The 17,075-nt window shown below is 68.5% G+C and carries 16 protein-coding genes; 10 read left to right on the forward strand and 6 right to left on the reverse strand.

What is annotated here, in order from left to right; translation table 11 throughout:
- Positions 1-49 precede the first annotated feature (49 nt).
- The 5 genes from atpA to ACFQ7F_RS33070 all read left to right on the forward strand — a co-directional run bounded on the left by atpA (position 50) and on the right by ACFQ7F_RS33070 (position 5,091).
- Positions 50-1,648 (forward strand): F0F1 ATP synthase subunit alpha, encoded by a 1,599-nt coding sequence (gene atpA / locus ACFQ7F_RS33050; RefSeq protein ID WP_383278541.1) that lies wholly within the window; start codon positions 50-52, stop codon positions 1,646-1,648.
- Positions 1,649-1,668: 20 nt separating this feature from the next.
- Positions 1,669-2,586 (forward strand): F0F1 ATP synthase subunit gamma, encoded by a 918-nt coding sequence (locus ACFQ7F_RS33055; RefSeq protein ID WP_383278544.1) that lies wholly within the window; start codon positions 1,669-1,671, stop codon positions 2,584-2,586.
- Entirely contained in the window at positions 2,586-4,028 is a 1,443-nt protein-coding gene (gene atpD / locus ACFQ7F_RS33060) for a F0F1 ATP synthase subunit beta (protein ID WP_383278547.1), read from the forward strand. Before ACFQ7F_RS33055 ends, atpD begins: the two co-directional genes overlap by 1 nt.
- A gap of 109 nt (positions 4,029-4,137) precedes the next feature.
- Positions 4,138-4,512 (forward strand): F0F1 ATP synthase subunit epsilon, encoded by a 375-nt coding sequence (locus ACFQ7F_RS33065; protein ID WP_383278550.1) that lies wholly within the window; start codon positions 4,138-4,140, stop codon positions 4,510-4,512.
- Positions 4,513-4,641: 129 nt separating this feature from the next.
- Positions 4,642-5,091 carry a DUF2550 domain-containing protein gene (locus tag ACFQ7F_RS33070; protein WP_383278553.1) on the forward strand — a complete coding sequence of 150 codons (450 nt, stop codon included), beginning with the start codon at positions 4,642-4,644 and terminating at the stop codon, positions 5,089-5,091.
- 96 nt (positions 5,092-5,187) lie between these two features.
- On the opposite strand, the gene ACFQ7F_RS33075 is transcribed toward ACFQ7F_RS33070, so the two are convergent.
- From ACFQ7F_RS33075 to ACFQ7F_RS33085, 3 genes are all read right to left on the reverse strand, one after another.
- A complete protein-coding gene (locus tag ACFQ7F_RS33075; RefSeq protein WP_383278583.1) occupies positions 5,188-7,023 on the reverse strand; it encodes a glycosyl hydrolase family 18 protein in 1,836 nt (611 codons plus the stop codon).
- 191 nt (positions 7,024-7,214) lie between these two features.
- Positions 7,215-7,871: a response regulator gene (locus tag ACFQ7F_RS33080; protein ID WP_383278556.1), complete on the reverse strand. Its 657-nt coding sequence runs from the start codon at positions 7,869-7,871 to the stop codon at positions 7,215-7,217.
- Positions 7,868-9,082: a sensor histidine kinase gene (locus ACFQ7F_RS33085; protein WP_383278559.1), complete on the reverse strand. Its 1,215-nt coding sequence runs from the start codon at positions 9,080-9,082 to the stop codon at positions 7,868-7,870. Before ACFQ7F_RS33085 ends, ACFQ7F_RS33080 begins: the two co-directional genes overlap by 4 nt.
- 153 nt (positions 9,083-9,235) lie before the next feature.
- Between ACFQ7F_RS33085 and ACFQ7F_RS33090 the strand changes: the two genes are divergently transcribed.
- On the forward strand, positions 9,236-9,814 hold the full coding sequence (locus ACFQ7F_RS33090) for a hypothetical protein (protein WP_383278562.1): 579 nt from the start codon (positions 9,236-9,238) through the stop codon (positions 9,812-9,814).
- On the opposite strand, the gene ACFQ7F_RS33095 is transcribed toward ACFQ7F_RS33090, so the two are convergent.
- Genes ACFQ7F_RS33095 through ACFQ7F_RS33105 form a run of 3 tightly spaced genes read right to left on the reverse strand, consistent with a single transcriptional unit; the run spans position 9,811 to position 11,952 of the window.
- Positions 9,811-10,383, reverse strand: a complete 573-nt coding sequence (locus tag ACFQ7F_RS33095) for a cob(I)yrinic acid a,c-diamide adenosyltransferase (RefSeq protein ID WP_383278565.1) — start codon at positions 10,381-10,383, stop codon at positions 9,811-9,813. The genes ACFQ7F_RS33090 and ACFQ7F_RS33095 overlap by 4 nt on opposite strands.
- A gap of 13 nt (positions 10,384-10,396) precedes the next feature.
- The gene (locus ACFQ7F_RS33100; protein WP_383278586.1) at positions 10,397-11,146 is read right to left on the reverse strand and encodes an ABC transporter permease; all 750 of its coding nucleotides are present in this window, start codon (positions 11,144-11,146) and stop codon (positions 10,397-10,399) included.
- Positions 11,147-11,169: 23 nt separating this feature from the next.
- Positions 11,170-11,952: an ABC transporter ATP-binding protein gene (locus ACFQ7F_RS33105; protein WP_383278568.1), complete on the reverse strand. Its 783-nt coding sequence runs from the start codon at positions 11,950-11,952 to the stop codon at positions 11,170-11,172.
- Between the two features lie 102 nt (positions 11,953-12,054).
- On the opposite strand from ACFQ7F_RS33105, the gene ACFQ7F_RS33110 reads away from it, so the two are divergent.
- The 4 genes from ACFQ7F_RS33110 (at position 12,055) to ACFQ7F_RS33125 (ending at position 16,987) form a co-directional block, all read left to right on the forward strand.
- Positions 12,055-12,696 carry a TetR/AcrR family transcriptional regulator gene (locus ACFQ7F_RS33110; RefSeq protein ID WP_383278571.1) on the forward strand — a complete coding sequence of 214 codons (642 nt, stop codon included), beginning with the start codon at positions 12,055-12,057 and terminating at the stop codon, positions 12,694-12,696.
- Positions 12,697-12,843: 147 nt separating this feature from the next.
- Positions 12,844-13,692 (forward strand): 3-hydroxyacyl-CoA dehydrogenase family protein, encoded by an 849-nt coding sequence (locus tag ACFQ7F_RS33115; protein ID WP_383278574.1) that lies wholly within the window; start codon positions 12,844-12,846, stop codon positions 13,690-13,692.
- Between the two features lie 162 nt (positions 13,693-13,854).
- Positions 13,855-14,178, forward strand: a complete 324-nt coding sequence (locus tag ACFQ7F_RS33120) for an STAS domain-containing protein (RefSeq protein ID WP_160507247.1) — start codon at positions 13,855-13,857, stop codon at positions 14,176-14,178.
- 292 nt (positions 14,179-14,470) lie between these two features.
- Positions 14,471-16,987, forward strand: coding sequence for an ATP-binding protein (locus ACFQ7F_RS33125; RefSeq protein ID WP_383278577.1), 2,517 nt, complete (start codon positions 14,471-14,473; stop codon positions 16,985-16,987).
- Positions 16,988-17,075 lie beyond the last annotated feature (88 nt).

The raw sequence follows: 17,075 nt of genomic DNA on the forward strand, positions 1-17,075 counted from the left end.
GACCCCCAAAGTGAAACTTCGGGCCCAACAAGGAGAGCAGGGAACCCAGATGGCGGAGCTCACGATCCGGCCGGAGGAGATCCGGGACGCACTGGAGAACTTTGTCCAGGCGTACAAGCCGGACGCGGCCTCGCGCGAGGAGGTCGGTTCGGTCACCGTCGCCGGTGACGGTATCGCGAAGGTCGAGGGCCTCCCCTCGGCCATGGCCAACGAGCTGCTGAAGTTCGAGGACGGCACCCTCGGTCTCGCCCTCAACCTTGAGGAGCGCGAGATCGGCGCCGTCGTACTCGGCGAGTTCAGCGGCATCGAAGAGGGCCAGCCGGTCACCCGTACCGGCGAGGTCCTGTCCGTCGCGGTGGGCGAGGGCTACCTCGGCCGCGTCGTCGACCCGCTCGGCGCCCCGATCGACGGCCTCGGCGAGATCGAGACGTCCGGTCGCCGCGCCCTCGAGCTGCAGGCCCCCACGGTCATGGACCGCAAGTCGGTCCACGAGCCGATGGAGACCGGCTACAAGGCCGTCGACGCGATGACCCCGATCGGCCGTGGCCAGCGTCAGCTGATCATCGGCGACCGCCAGACGGGCAAGACCGCCCTGGCCGTCGACACGATCATCAACCAGCGCGACAACTGGCGCTCGGGCGACGTGAACAAGCAGGTGCGCTGCATCTACGTCGCCGTCGGTCAGAAGGGTTCCACCATCGCCTCCGTGCGCGGTGCCCTCGAAGAGGCCGGCGCGCTTGAGTACACGACCATCGTCGCCGCCCCGGCGTCCGACCCGGCGGGCTTCAAGTACCTGGCGCCCTACACCGGTTCGGCCATCGGCCAGCAGTGGATGTACGAGGGCAAGCACGTCCTCATCATCTTCGACGACCTCTCGAAGCAGGCCGACGCCTACCGCGCCGTGTCCCTGCTGCTCCGCCGCCCGCCGGGGCGCGAGGCCTACCCGGGTGACGTCTTCTACCTGCACTCGCGTCTGCTCGAGCGCTGCGCGAAGCTGTCGGACGAGATGGGCAAGGGCTCGATGACGGGTCTCCCGATCGTCGAGACCAAGGCGAACGACGTGTCGGCGTTCATTCCGACCAACGTCATCTCCATCACCGACGGCCAGTGCTTCCTTGAGTCCGACCTGTTCAACGCCGGTCAGCGTCCGGCCCTGAACGTCGGTATCTCGGTCTCCCGTGTCGGTGGCTCCGCCCAGCACAAGGCGATCCGCCAGGTGTCAGGACGGCTCCGCGTGGACCTCGCCCAGTTCCGTGAGCTCGAGGCGTTCGCCGCCTTCGGTTCCGACCTGGACGCCGCGTCGAAGGCCTCCCTCGAGCGCGGTACGCGCATGGTCGAGCTGCTCAAGCAGTCTCAGTACCAGCCGATGGCCACCGAGGACCAGGTCATCTCGATCTGGGCCGGCACCACGGGCCGCATGGACGAGGTACCGGTCGCCGACATCAGGCGCTTCGAGCGCGAGCTGCTCGACTACCTGCACCGCAAGGAGCAGGGCCTGATGACCTCCATCAAGGAGGGCGCCAAGATGTCCGACGACACGATCACGGCCATCGCCGACGCCGTCGCCGAGTTCAAGAAGCAGTTCGAGACCTCGGACGGCAAGCTGCTCGGCGAGGACGCTCCGGCTGCCGTCGACGCGTCCAAGTGACGACGGAAGGGACCTGACTCATGGGAGCTCAGCTCCGGGTCTACAAGCGTCGCATCAAATCCGTCACCGCGACCAAGAAGATCACCAAGGCGATGGAGATGATCGCCGCCTCGCGTGTCGTCAAGGCACAGCGCAAGGTGACCGCCTCCACGCCGTACGCGACCGAGCTGACCCGCGCGGTCACCGCGGTGGCCACGGGTGCCAACGACAAGCACCCGCTGACCACCGAGGCCGAGGCTCCGACCCGGGCCGCTGTTCTGCTCCTCTCGAGCGACCGCGGTCTGGCCGGCGCCTTCAACTCCAACGCCATCAAGGCCGCGGAGAGGCTCACCAAGAAGTTGCAGGACGAGGGCAAGGAGGTCGACACGTACATCGTCGGCCGCCGTGGCATCGCGCACTACAACTTCCGTGAGCGGAAGATCGCCGGGCAGTGGACGGGCTTCACCGATGCCCCTTCCTACGCGGACGCCAAGACGATCGCCGCGCCCCTGATCGAGGCCATCGAGACGGAAACGGCTGAGGGCGGCGTGGATGAACTCCACATCGTCTACACCGAGTTCATCTCGATGATGACGCAGGAAGCGACCGGTTCCCGGCTGCTCCCGCTGAGCCTCGACAAGGTCGCGGAAGAGGCGGGCCAGAGCGACGAGGCCCGCCCGCTGTACGACTTCGAGCCGTCGGCGGAGGACGTCCTCGACGCCCTTCTGCCGCGCTACGTCGAAAGCCGTATCTACAACGCGCTGCTCCAGTCGGCTGCTTCCAAGCACGCCGCCACGCGCCGCGCGATGAAGTCGGCGACCGACAACGCGGGTGACCTGATCAACGCTCTCACCCGTTCTGCCAACGCGGCCCGCCAGGCCGAAATCACCCAGGAAATCAGCGAGATCGTCGGTGGCTCCAGTGCCCTGGCCGACGCTTCTGCGGGGAGTGACAAGTAATGACGACCACTGTTGATACGGCCGTTGCCACGGGCCGCGTCGCCCGGGTGATCGGCCCGGTCGTCGACGTGGAGTTCCCCGTCGACGCGATGCCGGACATCTACAACGCGCTTCACGTCGAGGTGGCCGACCCGGCCAAGGACGGCGAGAAGAAGACGCTGACGCTCGAGGTCGCCCAGCACCTCGGCGACGGCATCGTCCGCGCCATCTCGATGCAGCCCACCGACGGTCTGGTCCGCCAGGCCTCGGTCACCAACACGGGCGAGGGCATCACCGTCCCCGTCGGTGACATCACCAAGGGCAAGGTGTTCAACACCCTCGGTGCGATCCTGAACCACCCCGAGGCCGAGGCCGACGTCACCGAGCGCTGGCCCATCCACCGCAAGGCCCCGGCCTTCGACCAGCTCGAGTCCAAGACCGAGATGTTCGAGACCGGCCTGAAGGTCGTCGACCTGCTGACCCCGTACGTCAAGGGCGGCAAGATCGGTCTGTTCGGTGGTGCGGGCGTCGGCAAGACCGTCCTCATCCAGGAAATGATCATGCGTGTGGCCAAGCTGCACGAGGGCGTTTCCGTGTTCGCCGGTGTCGGCGAGCGCACCCGTGAGGGCAACGACCTCATCGACGAGATGGAAGAGTCGGGCGTTCTGGACAAGACCGCCCTGGTCTTCGGCCAGATGGACGAGCCGCCGGGCACGCGTCTGCGTGTCGCCCTTGCCGGTCTGACCATGGCGGAGTACTTCCGCGATGTGCAGAAGCAGGACGTGCTGTTCTTCATCGACAACATCTTCCGCTTCACGCAGGCCGGTTCCGAGGTCTCGACCCTGCTCGGCCGTATGCCCTCCGCGGTGGGCTACCAGCCGAACCTGGCCGACGAGATGGGCCTCCTCCAGGAGCGCATCACCTCGACGCGTGGTCACTCGATCACCTCGATGCAGGCGATCTACGTCCCCGCGGACGACCTCACCGACCCGGCCCCGGCCACGACCTTCGCGCACCTCGACGCGACGACCGTGCTGTCGCGTCCGATCTCGGAGAAGGGCATCTACCCGGCGGTCGACCCGCTGGACTCGACGTCCCGCATCCTGGACCCCCGCTACATCGCGCAGGACCACTACGACACCGCCATGCGTGTCAAGGGCACCCTGCAGAAGTACAAGGACCTCCAGGACATCATCGCGATTCTCGGCATCGACGAGCTCAGCGAAGAGGACAAGCTGGTCGTTCAGCGCGCCCGTCGCGTCGAGCGCTTCCTGTCGCAGAACACCCACGCCGCCAAGCAGTTCACCGGTCTTGACGGTTCGGACGTGCCGCTGGACGAGTCGATCACCGCGTTCAACGCGATCATCGACGGCGACTACGACCACTTCCCCGAGCAGGCGTTCTTCATGTGCGGTGGCATCGAGGACCTGAAGGCGAACGCCAAGGAACTCGGCGTCTCCTGAGTCTGTGACTCCCGGGAGGGGTGGGTGCGTCCCGCCCCTCCCGATACGCCCACTAGAATTTGACCCAACACCCGGCGAAGCCGCCGGGTGGTGACCCGAGGAGCCACCCTTGGCTGCTGAGCTGCATGTCGAGCTGGTCGCCGCGGACCGTAGCGTCTGGTCCGGCGAGGCCACCCTGGTCGTCGCGCGCACCACGTCCGGCGACATCGGCGTCATGCCCGGTCACCAGCCGCTGCTCGGTGTGCTGGAGTCGGGCCCGGTGACCATTCGTACGAGTGACGGCGAGACTGTCGTCGCTGCCGTCCACGGAGGATTCATCTCCTTCGCGGACAACAAGCTGTCACTGCTTGCTGAGATCGTCGAGCTGTCGGACGAGATCGATGTACAGCGTGCGGAGCGGGCGCTCGAGCGCGCGAAGTCGGAGGCCGACGCCTCCGCCGAGCGTCGCGCGGACGTCCGACTGCGGGCGGTTTCGTCGCGCTGAAACCTGCGCGACGGCGTTGACGTGACTCAGCCGCGGCCAGGTCCGGAGCAATCCGGACCGGGTCGCGGCTGAGGCAATGCGGGTGCAATTCTGTTGGTCCGTTTCGAAGAGGCGAGGAGGTCGGTGCCGATGATCCTCACTCTGCTCGTGTGCGGACTCGTGTTGGTCGTTCTGGTGTTGGTGGGGCTCTTCGTCTTCGGACTGAGGCGCCGGCTCATCCAGCGCTCCGGCGGCACCTTCGACTGCAGCTTGCGCTGGGAGGCCCCTGAGAAGGGCGACACCTCCGGCAAAGGCTGGGGGTACGGCGTCGCCCGCTACAACGGCGACCGGATCGAGTGGTACCGCGTCTTCTCGTACGCTCCCCGGCCGCGCCGGGTCCTTGAGCGCTCGGCCATCGAGGTCGTCGACCGGCGCGCTCCGGACGGCGAGGAGGAGCTCGCGCTGCTCTCGGACGCGATCGTCCTCGGCTGTCTGCACCGCGGCGTCCGCCTTGAGCTCGCGATGGGCGAGGACGCGCTCACGGGTTTCCTGGCGTGGCTTGAGGCGGCGCCTCCCGGCCAGCGGGTCAACGTGGCGTAGTTCTCATGGCGGTATGGCGGTATGGCGGCATGAAGAAGCCGGGGAGACAGGGGGCGTTCCTGTCTCCCCGGCTTCGTCCGTGGGTGCCCTCGCGGGCTACTTGAGGCCGTTGTTGATCGCGCTCACCAGCTCGCCGTTGGCGGTGTCACCGCTGAACTCCCAGAAGAAGGCACCGCCGAGACCCTGGTTCTTGGCCCAGGTCATCTTGGAGCCGACCGTCGCCGGGGTGTCGTACGACCACCAGTTGGTGCCGCAGTGGGCGTAGGCCGTACCGGCGATCGTGCCGTTCGCGGGGCAGCTGTTCTTGAGGACCTTGTAGTCCTCGATGCCGGCTTCGTACGTTCCAGGCGCCGCGCCAGTAGCCGTGCCGCCCGGTTCCTTCTGTGTGACGCCCGTCCAGCCGCGGCCGTAGAAGCCGATGCCGAGCAGGAGCTTCGCGGCGGGGACGCCCTTCGCCTTCAGCTTTGTGATCGCGTCGGCGGAGTTGAAGCCCTCCTGCGGGATGCCTGAGTAGGAGTTGAGCGGGGAGTGCGGAGCGGTCGGGCCCTTGGCGGCCCAGGCGCCGAAGAAGTCGTACGTCATGACGTTGAACCAGTCCGCGTACTGCGACGCGCCGCCGTAGTCGGCCGCGTCGATCTTGCCGCCGCTCGAGGCGTCGGCGGTGATGGCGGCCGTGACCAGGTTGTTCTTGCCGAACTCGGTGCGGAAGGCCTGCATCATGGTCTTCATGGCGGCCGCACCGCTGGTGTCGCAGGACAGGCCGCAGGCGTTGGGGTACTCCCAGTCCAGGTCGATGCCGTCGAAGACGTCGGCCCAGCGCGGGTCCTCCACCAGGTCGTGGCAGGACTTGGCGAAGGCCGCCGGGTTCTTCATCGCGTCGGTGAAGCCGCCGGACCAGGTCCAGCCGCCGAAGGACCAGAGGACCTTGAGGTTCGGGTGCTTGGCCTTGAGCTTGCGCAGCTGGTTGAAGTTGCCGCGCAGGGGCTGGTCCCAGGTGTCCGCGACGCCGTCGACGGACTGGTCGGCGGTGTAGGCCTTGTCGTAGTCGGCGTAAGAGTCGCCGATGGTGCACTTGCCGCCCTGGACGTTGCCGAAGGCGTAGTTGATGTGGGTGATCTTGGAGGCGGAGGCCGACGTGTCGATGTTCTTCACGTGGTAGTTGCGGCCGTAGACGCCCCACTGGGCGAAGTAGCCGAGCTTCACCTTGTCACCGGGGCCGGGACCCGGGTCGCCGCCGCCCGTCGTGTGGACCTTGACGGCGCCGGATGCCGGTCCCGTCTGGTCCGCGGTGTCGCGGGCCTGGACCGTGTAGGAGTAGTCGGTGCCCGCGGTCAGACCGCTGTCGGCGTACGAGGTGCCGGTCACGGTCGCGACCTTGGAGCCGTCGCGCAGGACGTCGTAGTTCTTGACGCCCTTGTCGTCGGTGGCGGCACTCCAGGCGAGCTTCACCGAGGTGTTGGTGATGTCGGACGCGGTGGGGGTGCCCGGCGCCGACGGCGGGTTGTCGCCGGGGACGCTGCCGCCGTCACAACTGCCGCCGTTGAGCGTGCAGTTGGAGGGGGAGCCGGGTCCCGAGCCGTTGAATCCGAAGGAGACCGAGGCGCCGGGGGCGAGCGTCCCGTTCCAGCCGAGGTTCTTGGCGGTCCAGTGGTTGCCGGAGTTGGTGACGGTGGCGTCCCAGGCGGAGGTCACCTTCGTGCCGGTGGGGAAGTCCCACTGGACGTTCCAGGAGCTGATGGAGGTCGTGCCGGTGTTCTTGACGGTCCACTTGCCTTCGAAGCCGCTGCCCCAGTCCTGGGTCTTGGCGTACGTGGCGGTGGCCGCGGGGGCGGCTTCCGGTGCGGCTTCGGCGGGACCGCCGAGTGCGACCAGCGTGGCAAGCGGGAGCAGCAGGGTGGTGAGGCCTGCCACGGCTCTGTGTCTGAAGCGCAAGGTGCGCAAGGTGTGCTCCTCGGGTGAGATCCGGGGGGTCATAGGGGTGGATCCCTGCGCCGCCCGTGAGCACGTGGAACACGTGGGGGAGTGCTCACCGCAGTGCGGTGAGAATAGAAAGGTCTGGACCAGCGGTCAAGAGGTCTGAACCATTGGCCGGATCGCGCCGGTCGGGCGCACCGGACCCGGACTCACACACCCAACTCCTGCGCGAGAACCGCCGCTTGGACCCTGCTGCGCAGCTCCAGCTTCCCGAGGAGTCGGCTGACATGGGTTTTCACCGTCGCCTCCGCCATGGTCAGACGGCCCGCGATCTCGGCGTTCGAGAGTCCTTCACCGAGGCAGGCGAGCACCTCGCGCTCGCGGCGGGTGAGGGTGTCGAGGATGGCGGGATCGGGTCCGTTCTCGCGCCGGGGCGGCTTCATCGTCTTCGGGGCCGCGAACTCGGCGATCAGACGCCGTGTGACGGCCGGGGCGATCAGGCCCTCACCGCGGCCTACCGCGCGGACCGCCTCAAGCAGGTCCTTGGCCTCGGTGTTCTTCAGGAGGAACCCGGAGGCACCCGCGCGCAGCGCCCCGAAGACGTACTCGTCGAGGTCGAAGGTGGTCAGGACGAGCACGTCCGAGAGCCCCTCGGTGACGACCTGCCGGGTCGCGGACACCCCGTCGAGGCGGGGCATCTGGATGTCCATGAGGACCAGATCGGGCCGCAGTTCACGGGCGAGCGCCACCGCCTCCTCGCCGTTCGACGCCTCGCCGACCACCTCGATGTCCGGCGCGCTGCGCAGGATCAGGACAAGTCCCGCCCGTACGGCGGACTGGTCCTCGGCGACGAGCACTCGGATCATTCGGTCACTCCTTCATCGGCGGGGTCGAGGTCTGAGGGGTCGACGGGCAGGGTCGCGTGCACGCTCCAGACCTTCCCGTCGTCGGTGGCGTCGCTGCTCTCGGGCCCCGAATCGAAGGTCCCGCCCAGGAGTTCGGTGCGCTCCCGCATGCCGACGAGGCCGGCTCCGGAGCCCGGTGCGCGGGGACCAGAGGGGGAGCCGTAGGGGCTGGTCACACGTACTTCGAGGGCGTGCCGCCGCTGGGTGAGTGTCACGGTCACCAGGCCGGGCGACGCGTGCTTGAGGGCGTTGGTCAGGGACTCCTGGATGATGCGGTACGCCGCGAGCTCGACCGGGGCGGGGAGCTTGGAGTCGTCCGGGGTGCGGGTGTCGTCGAGGGTGACGTCCAGACCATTGGTACGGGCGTTGTCGATGAGGGCGCCGAGGCCGTCCAGGGTGGGCGAGGCCGCGGGCTCCCGGTCGTCGCTCGAGTCCCGGAGGATCCCGATGAGGCGGCGCATCTCGGCCAGACCCTCGACGCTGTTCTCGCGGATGACGGAGAGCGCGTCCTTGGTGGTCTTCGGGTCGTCGAGGGAGAGCGCGGCCGTGGAGTGGATGGCGATCGCCGAGAGGTGGTTGGCGACCATGTCGTGCAGCTCACGGGCCATCCTCGCGCGCTCGCCGGTGACGGCCTGCACGCGGTCCATCTCGGCCAGCAGCGCGGTCTGTTCGGCCCGCAGACGTGCGGCGACGGCGGCCTCGCGGTGGGTGCGTACGAGAACACCGGTGGTCGCGGGGGCGAAGGAGACCAGGCCGGTGACGACGCCGATGAGGATCGCCTCCGGCTCCCTGAACCAGGCCAGGAACCCGATCGTGACCGCCACCGTGATGAGCCCTGTGGTGACCGGGATGCGCCGGGCCGCGGCCGGAGTCCCGTACACCACGGCCGCGTACATGATGTCCGTGAACATCATGACCGACGCCAGATTGCCCGCCGTGAACTGATCGGCGACCAACGCGAGCGTGCCGATGACCAGGGCGGTCTGCGGCTTGCTCCTGCGCAGCAGCTCGAGTCCCGCGAGAACGACGAGCGGGATCAGCGCCCAGGTGGCGCCGAGCAGCCGGTCGGTCTGCATGTGCAGGCCGAGCCCCCACAGCGCGAGCCCGGCGAGCACGCTGCCCACCGAGATCTGTACGTCGACGCGGTGCGGGCGGGGGAGGGACAAGGCCATGCGTCCATCCAACATGGCGCGCCGGGGCGATGCCTGATCCTGGGGGAGGAACTGTGCCCTACATCGAAGGATGCAGTGTCACTTCGTCACTGGCGACGATGATCCGCGGTCGGTCCGACGGGAGCCTGGAAAGGTGACCGAGAGGAGCGAACCGTGATCGTCACACTGATCATCATCTGCGAGGTCGGTTTCTGGGTGCTGCTGGCCGGCGGCCTCGCACTGCGGTACGCGGCGAAGATGCCGCGCGCGAGTGTCGCGGTGCTGCTGTGCGAGCCGATCCTGGAGGTCGTCCTCTTCGTCGTCACCGCGATCGACCTGAAGAACGGCGCGGAGCCGGACTGGAAGCACGGCCTCGCCGCCGTCTACATCGGCTACTCCATCGCACTGGGCCACTACACGATCAAGTGGGTGGACGTCCGCGTCGCCCACCGCTTCGCGGGCGGCCCGCCGCCGTCCACCCCCAAGTACGGTGTCCGCCGGGCGATCCACGAGTGGGAGGTCGCCGCGCGCTGGATCGCCGCGGCCCTGATCGCCATGGCGCTGCTCCAGGGTGCGATCTGGTACGTGGGCGAGGGGAACACCGAATCGCTGCGGGGCTGGCAGTTGCGGATGCTCTGGGTGATCGGCATCAACGTGATCATCGCCGGTTCGTACACGCTGTTCCCGAAGAAGGCGCCGCCGGCGCACGAAGCACCCGCAGAAGACCGCCCGACCTCTCAGCGAAGCGCCTAGCGCTCGCCGCCCGGCACCCACAGCACGTCTCCGACCTCCTTGTTGGCCGTCCGGGCCAGGATGAACAGCAGGTCGGAGAGGCGGTTCAGGTAGGTCGCCGTCAGCGGGTTCATGACCTCTCCGTGCACCTCAAAAGCGGCCCACGTAGACCGCTCGGCCCGTCGCACGACGGTGCACGCCTGGTGCAGCAGCGCCGCCCCCGCTGTGCCCCCGGGCAAGATGAAGCTGCGCAGCTTCTCGACCTCCTCGAGGAAGCGGTCACAGTCCCCCTCCAGCTTGTCGATGTAGGACTGCTCGACACGCAGCGGCGGGTACTTGGGGTCGTCCACGACCGGTGTGGACAGATCCGCGCCCACGTCGAAGAGGTCGTTCTGGACCCTGACCAGGACCTTCACGACCTCTTCGTCGAGCTGACCGAGGGCGATCGCCGCGCCGATGGCCGCGTTGGCCTCGTTGGCGTCGGCGTACGCAGAGATCCGCAGATCGGTCTTGGCGGTCCGGCTCATGTCACCGAGGGCTGTCGTGCCCTGGTCGCCGGTCCTGGTGTAGATGCGCGTCAGATTGACCATGGGGCCAGCCTAGTTACGCGCCCGCCTTCCGGAAGACACGTGTGCCCACCGTCACGGACCCGAGCATGAGAGCGGCGGCCATCAGGACGCCGTACAGCATCGCCGTACTCGCGTACTGGCCGACGTAGGCGGCCCGCACCGCGTCCACGAGATAGCGGAACGGCATGAAGTGCGAGAGCACGTCCAGCCAGCCCGGCGCGAGCGCCATCGGCAGCATCAGGCCGGAGAGCAGCATCGAGGGCATGCTGACCGCGTTGATGACGGGGCCGAACTCGTGCGCCTTGGAGACGAGCAGGGCAAGGGCGTACGAGAGCGACGCGAGGACGACCGTCAGGACTCCCACGAACGCGAAGCCGATGAGGATGCCGGCGAGCGGTGCCCGCAGGCCCATCACCACGGCCGCGAGGACGAGCAGCACCGCCTGGAAGACGAAGAGCGCGGCATCACGGAGCACCCGCCCCAGAAGCAGCGCGAGCCGGCTGACCGGCGTCACCCGCATCCGCTCCACCACGCCGAACTGCTTCTCGATGATGATCGCGAATCCGCTGTACGAGGCTCCGAACAGGCCGAGTTGGAGCAGTAGGCCCGGCACGAGCACCTGCCAGGAGTCACCGCGTGAGCCGAGTGGCAGGTCGGTCAGGAGCGGGCCGAAGAAGAGCAGATAGAGCAGCGGCATCAGGACGCCGAAGAGGATCTGGAACTTGGAGCGCAGGGTCTGGCGGGCGTACCGGCCGAAGATCAGCGCGGTGTCGGAGAGAAACACAGACATGTGAGGTCCTGGAGGGGTCAGACGGCGACGGGCGCCGTGTCCTTGGGGGTGAGGTCGCGACCGGTGACGGCCAGGAACGCGTCCTGGAGCGAGGCGTCGATGGAGCCGCCGTACCGGAGCTTGAGCGCGCTGGGCGTGCCTTCGGCGACCACGACGCCCTTGTCGATGACGACGAGGCGATCGCAGAGCGCGTCGGCCTCGTCGAGGTAGTGCGTGGTCAGGACGACGGTGGTGCCGTGGTCGTCGCGCAGCCGCCGCACGAGTTCCCACAGGTCGGCCCTGCTGCCCGGGTCGAGCCCCGTGGTCGGTTCGTCGAGGAAGAGCACATCGGGCCGGTGCATGAGACCCATGGCGATGTCGAGCCGCCGCCGCTGGCCGCCGGAGAGAGTCGCGCACTTGCGGTCGAGGAGGTCGGTGAGGCCCAGGTCGGCGGCCAACTCCTGGGCGCGGGCGGTGGCCTGGGGCTTCGTCAGGTGGTAGAGGCGGCCCTGGGTGACCAGTTCCTCGCGCAAGGAGATGTTGAGGTCGACGCCGCCGGACTGGGCCACGTAACCGATCTTCCGCCGTACGGCGGCCGGGTCGCGGGCCAGGTCACAGCCCGCGACCGTGGCTGCGCCGCCGGTGGGTGTCAGGAGCGTGGTGAGCATGCGCAGCGTCGTCGTCTTGCCCGCGCCGTTGGGGCCGAGGAAGCCGAGGATCTCGCCGGGGGCGACGGTCAGGTCGATGCCGCGCACGGCCTCGACGGCGCCGCCCTTGGTCCGGAAGGTCTGGGTGAGCCCGGCCGTGCTGATGATTGCCATGGCGACCACAAAAACAGAGTCTCTTAAATTTTGCAATCACTCCAAGTTTTATAGTCACCCCAAGTTTTCAGTTGCCCTAGCCAGTGGTCGTAGGGTGGACCCATGGCTGAAGGACTCAGGGAGCGCAAGAAGCGGCAGACCAAGCAGCGGATCTCGGACATCGCGACGGGGCTCTTCCTGGAGCACGGCTTCGTCACTGTGACCGTCGCGGAGGTAGCGGAAGCCGCAGACGTCTCCGTGAACACGGTCTACAACTACTTCCCGGTCAAGGAGGACCTCTTCCTCGACCGCGGTGAGTCGGTCATCGACCGGCTCTCCGGTTACGTGCGGGGGCGTCGTGCGGGGGAGTCCGCCGCCGCCGCGGTCCTGCGCGAGCTCCGTTCGGACGTTGAGGGCGTGTCGCCGCACGTCGGCCTCTTTCCGGGATGGGCCGACTTCATGAGGGTCATCACCGACGCCCACCCCCTGCGCTCCCGGCTCTGGGAGATCCAGCAGGAGGCGCTCGACCGCCTCACGAAGACCCTCGCCGAGGAGACGGGCGCAGCCGACGGCGACCCCCTGCCCGGCCTGATCGCGGGTCAGCTCTCCTGGATCCACAGCACGCTCATGGCCTGGATCGGCGACGAGATGGTCAAGTGCCGCAAACCCGCCGAAGTGTCACGCGACGCCCTTGTCCTGCTCGACGAGATGGAGGACCTGCTCGGCGAAAAGGTCCTCAACTACGCGGTGCGCGACGCCGAATGACGCGTACCAGTGTGATGTCCGTCATTTGAGACGTGACGCGCATCTCTTCGCCGACACAGTCGTGCTCACGGCGACTAATGTCCGCCGGAAGGAAAAACCTAAACAGCGTGTAAGCCAGGCGTGATAAGCGGTAGGGGAGTCGGAAAAGTGGCACGGAAGCTCGCCGTCATCGGAGCCGGACTCATGGGGTCCGGCATCGCTCAGGTCTCCGCCCAGGCGGGCTGGGACGTCGTTCTGCGCGACGTCACCGATGAGGCTCTGACCCGTGGCACCGACGGGATCAAGGCGTCGTACGACAAGTTCGTGAGCAAGGGCAAGCTTGCTGCCGAGGACGCCGAAGCGGCGCTCGGGCGCATCACGACGAGCACCGACATGGACGCCGTCGCCGACGCGGACATCGTCGTCGAGGCCGTCTTCGAGAAGCTCGAGGTCAAGCACGAGATCTTCCGCACGCTCGACAGGATCGTGCGTGACGACGCCGTGCTCGCGTCGAACACCTCTGCCATCCCGATCACGAAGATCGCGGCCGTGACGGAGCGTCCGGAGCGGGTCGTGGGCGCGCACTTCTTCTCGCCGGTGCCGATGATGCAGCTGTGCGAACTGGTGCGCGGCTACAAGACCAGCGACGAGACCCTCGACCGCACGCGGGAGTTCGCCGAGTCCGTCGGCAAGACCTGCATCGTCGTGAACCGCGACGTCGCGGGCTTTGTGACGACCCGTCTGATCTCGGCGCTCGTCGTCGAGGCCGCGAAGCTCTACGAGTCGGGCGTCGCCACCGCCGAGGACATCGACATCGCCTGCAAGCTCGGCTTCGGGCACGCCATGGGACCGCTCGCGACCGCCGACCTGACGGGCGTCGACATCCTGCTGCACGCCACGAGCAACATCTACACGGAGTCCCAGGACGAGAAGTTCGCACCGCCCGAGCTGATGCGCCGGATGGTTGACGCCGGTGACATCGGCCGCAAGAGCGGGCAGGGCTTCTACAAGCACTGACGACTCCTCCTCCTTTGCGGGGTCACCCCTGGGAGTGAATTCGGTATCGGTTCGCTTACAGACGGCAACTTCCTTGCCCATGCGGCAGTCAGTTGCAGTGACATACGCAGACGACTTACGGAACAGACGTCACAGGAAACTCAGCACTCTCGGGGAGCGCATATGCACATCAGGGGCGACCAGGCCCAGCTGGTCGTCGGGGGACGCCTCGACGTACGCAGCGCGGCGGACGCCCGAACGGTCCTGCACTCGGCCGTCGACGACGGAGCCGGTGACCTGGTGCTCGACCTGTCCGAACTCGACTCGTGGGACGCCACGGGACTCGGCGTGATCATGGGCGCGCACCGACGCGCGGGACGGTGCGGGCGCCGACTCGTGCTGCGCAGTGTGCCGCCCCAGATGCAGCGTCTGCTCGTGGCCACCAGGCTGCACCGGATCCTCGCCATCGAAGGTGGCATCGGGGTCGAATCACTGCCTCGCGTGTGATCACTCGCGTGTGATCAACGGATGATCAATAGGTGATCAATGGGTCGTCTCTGTGGATCTGGGTGATGTGGGTGTGAAACGCATCTCGCGCACAATCCTCACGAGACTGTGACGTCTCGGACGGAGCGGTACCCCGCCCGTTCGGAGATACTGAGCAAAGGTCTAGGGTTCGGTCGCCCACCGTCATGACGAAGACGAACGCCCGAGCGGGGGCACCGGACCAGAAGCGACAGCGCAGTGTGCACAAGGCCGGAGGGGGCTGTGTACACGACGCATCTGGGGGGCTTTGACCATGGACCCGATGAACCGGGGACCGGAAGAGTACGGCCATGACGACATCACCGACGACGATTCCGCGCGTCCCGCGCGAGCACCGCGCGATCCTCTGACACCAGACTTCGGGCAGCCCGCGCCCACACTCGCCCGCACCGTTCAGCTCGTGTCGGGCGACTTCCTGCTCACCGTGAACCCCGTCGACGGCAGCGAGATCGAACCCTGCCCGCCGGGCGAACGACCCGCGCGACCCGTCAAGCGCACCGACGCCGAGCGCGCCGAGCTGCGCCGTGCCGCGGCGCCGCCCGTGCCGCCGGGTCCCGTACTGCCCCGGACGCCGCTCCTGGAGCGGCAGGAGGAGCGCGAGCGGCTTGTGCGCCTGCTGGCACGCGGGCGCTCGGTGCGGCTCACCGGTCCTGCCGGCTCGGGGCGCACGTCGCTCCTGAGTGCCGTCGCCGAGGACTGCGCCGACCTCGCACCGGACGGTGTCATCCGGCTCTCCGGGTATCACAAGACGCCGGGCGAGGTGCTCCAGGACCTCTTCAGCGTGGTCTACAACGCCCCGCTGCACCGCCCCGACCGCGCCCTGCTGCTCGAACTCGTCCACGAGATCGGCGCTGTCGTCGTCCTGGACGACCTGGAGTTCGGCGCCGCCGCCCTGGAGGAGCTGCTCGACGCCACACCCGAGTGCGCCTTTCTGATCTCCGCGACCCCCGACGTCGCGGCGCCGTCGCCCGATTCGCACCTCGAAGAGGTCTTCCTCGGCGGCCTGGGCCGCAGTGGCGGCCTCGAACTCCTTGAGCGCGCGGTCGGCCGTGTCCTGACGGACGACGAGGCGAGCTGGGCGGGCGACCTGTGGTTCGAGTCGGAGGGTCTTCCCCTGCGCTTCGTCCAGGCGGGCGCTCTGTTGCGCCAGCGCGACCAGCTGCGCGCCGACCCGCACGCCTTCGACGAGTACGGCTACTTCGACGACGCCCCGGTCGACGCGCCCTTCGACGCCGAGGACCAGGACGTTCCGCTGCCCTCGCTCGCCGACGGCGCGGCGCCCGCGGCGCTGCTCGCATCGCGGCTGAGCCCGTCCGCGCGCACCACCCTGCGGTTCGCCGTCGCGCTCGGCGGCGAGCTGCCGCACCAGGCGCATCTGCCCGCCCTCGTGGGGGACACCCACGCGGACGCGGCCCTCGCCGAGCTGGTCTCCACCGCGCTCGTCACGGCGGTCGGCTCGCACTACCGCCTCGCCGCCGGGGTACGTACGCAGTTGGAAGCGTCCGGGTACGCGGACGACACCGCCGAGCACGCCCAGAGCGCCGCCCAGCACTACGCCTGGTGGGCGGGGCACCCCTCGGTCGGCCCCGAGCGGGTCGTGGCCGAGGCGGACGCGGTACTCGCGGCCCTCGGCGTCCTGGTCGCGGGGCAGGACAGCGCCGCCGTGCTGCTCGCCCGCACCATCGCCCCGGCCTTCGCGGGAGGGCTCGACTGGGGCGCCTGGGAGCGTGCCCTGCGCTCGGGCCAGGAGGCGGCACGGATCGCGGGAGAGGTCGCCGAAGAGGCGTACTTCCACCATGAGCTCGGCATCCTCGCGCTCTGCGGCGGCTCGCTCGACCGGGCCCGCGTCGAGCTCGAGGCCTCCATCGGCCTGCGCGGCGCGCTCGCCGACAAGCGGGGCATGATCGCGGGCCGCAGGGCCCTCGCCCTGGTCGCCGACCGCTCGGGCGGCGTGATGCCCGCCGCGAGCCCGGCAGCGGGCGAAGAGATGCCCGACGCGCGCTATGAGGAGTCGGCATCGCCCCCCGGCGGCGTACCGGCGGCGTTCGCGCTGCCCGCACCGCCCCCGGAGCCGGAGACCCTGGTCACCCGCAAGGCCTCGCCCGCCGCGGGAGCGGGCCCGGCACCGACCCGCCGCTCCATCGTCAACGGCACCCGGCGCAACCTCGTGGCAGCGGGTGCGGGAGCACTCCTTGCCGCCGTGCTCGGCACCGTGGTGACTCTCGGCGCGACGTCCGACAACAACAACGACAACCCGCCGGACAAGGTCAAGACGGAACAGTCGGCGAGCGAGGACCAGGACGACGGCGGCCTGACCGCCGACAAGCCGGCCAAGGACTCGACGAGCCGCCCGGACGACGACGGCCCGGACAACATCCCCGGCACCGCGGACGACGGGAAGCCGAGCGGAAGCGGAACGCCGTCGGACGAGCCGAGCGACAGTGGCAAGCCGTCCGACGACACCTCGGGCAAGCCGTCCGACAAGCCGACGACGAAGCCGCCCACGACCAAGCCGCCGACCACGAAGCCCCCGACGACGAAGCCGCCCACGACCAAGCCGCCCACGACGAAGCCGCCGACGACCCCGCCGCCGACGACGGACCCGCCGACATCGGACCCCGCACCGGACCCGCCGTCGTCGAACTCCGCGCCGTCCTCAGCGGACACCTCGAACTCGGCTAGCGGCCCCGCGAGCAGCCCGGCGAGCAGTCCTGCGACGAGCGGCAGCGCGTCCGGCACAGACGTGTCCGGCACAGAGTCGACGATCTGACGCAGGTACGGGAAAAGGGGGCCGGGTGCTGGTGGTCCCCGCCCCCACCACCCTACAAAAACATCTAGAACAGCCGCAGTTTGTAGTC

It is taken from the genome of Streptomyces sp. NPDC056486 (assembly GCF_042795295.1).
Taxonomy (GTDB): Bacteria; Actinomycetota; Actinomycetes; order Streptomycetales; family Streptomycetaceae; genus Streptomyces.

Excerpts from the sequence above, each read along its gene's own strand:
- ACFQ7F_RS33085 (WP_383278559.1), bottom strand. The coding sequence starts at position 9,082 with ATGGCCTTGTCCCTCCCCCGCCCGCACCGCGTCGACGTACAGATCTCG.
- ACFQ7F_RS33080 (WP_383278556.1), bottom strand. The coding sequence starts at position 7,871 with ATGATCCGAGTGCTCGTCGCCGAGGACCAGTCCGCCGTACGGGCGGGA.
- ACFQ7F_RS33095 (WP_383278565.1), bottom strand. The coding sequence starts at position 10,383 with ATGGTCAATCTGACGCGCATCTACACCAGGACCGGCGACCAGGGCACG.
- atpD (WP_383278547.1), top strand. The coding sequence starts at position 2,586 with ATGACGACCACTGTTGATACGGCCGTTGCCACGGGCCGCGTCGCCCGG.
- ACFQ7F_RS33110 (WP_383278571.1), top strand. The coding sequence starts at position 12,055 with ATGGCTGAAGGACTCAGGGAGCGCAAGAAGCGGCAGACCAAGCAGCGG.
- ACFQ7F_RS33055 (WP_383278544.1), top strand. The coding sequence starts at position 1,669 with ATGGGAGCTCAGCTCCGGGTCTACAAGCGTCGCATCAAATCCGTCACC.
- ACFQ7F_RS33120 (WP_160507247.1), top strand. The coding sequence starts at position 13,855 with ATGCACATCAGGGGCGACCAGGCCCAGCTGGTCGTCGGGGGACGCCTC.
- atpA (WP_383278541.1), top strand. The coding sequence starts at position 50 with ATGGCGGAGCTCACGATCCGGCCGGAGGAGATCCGGGACGCACTGGAG.
- ACFQ7F_RS33125 (WP_383278577.1), top strand. The coding sequence starts at position 14,471 with ATGGACCCGATGAACCGGGGACCGGAAGAGTACGGCCATGACGACATC.
- ACFQ7F_RS33105 (WP_383278568.1), bottom strand. The coding sequence starts at position 11,952 with ATGGCAATCATCAGCACGGCCGGGCTCACCCAGACCTTCCGGACCAAG.
- ACFQ7F_RS33070 (WP_383278553.1), top strand. The coding sequence starts at position 4,642 with ATGATCCTCACTCTGCTCGTGTGCGGACTCGTGTTGGTCGTTCTGGTG.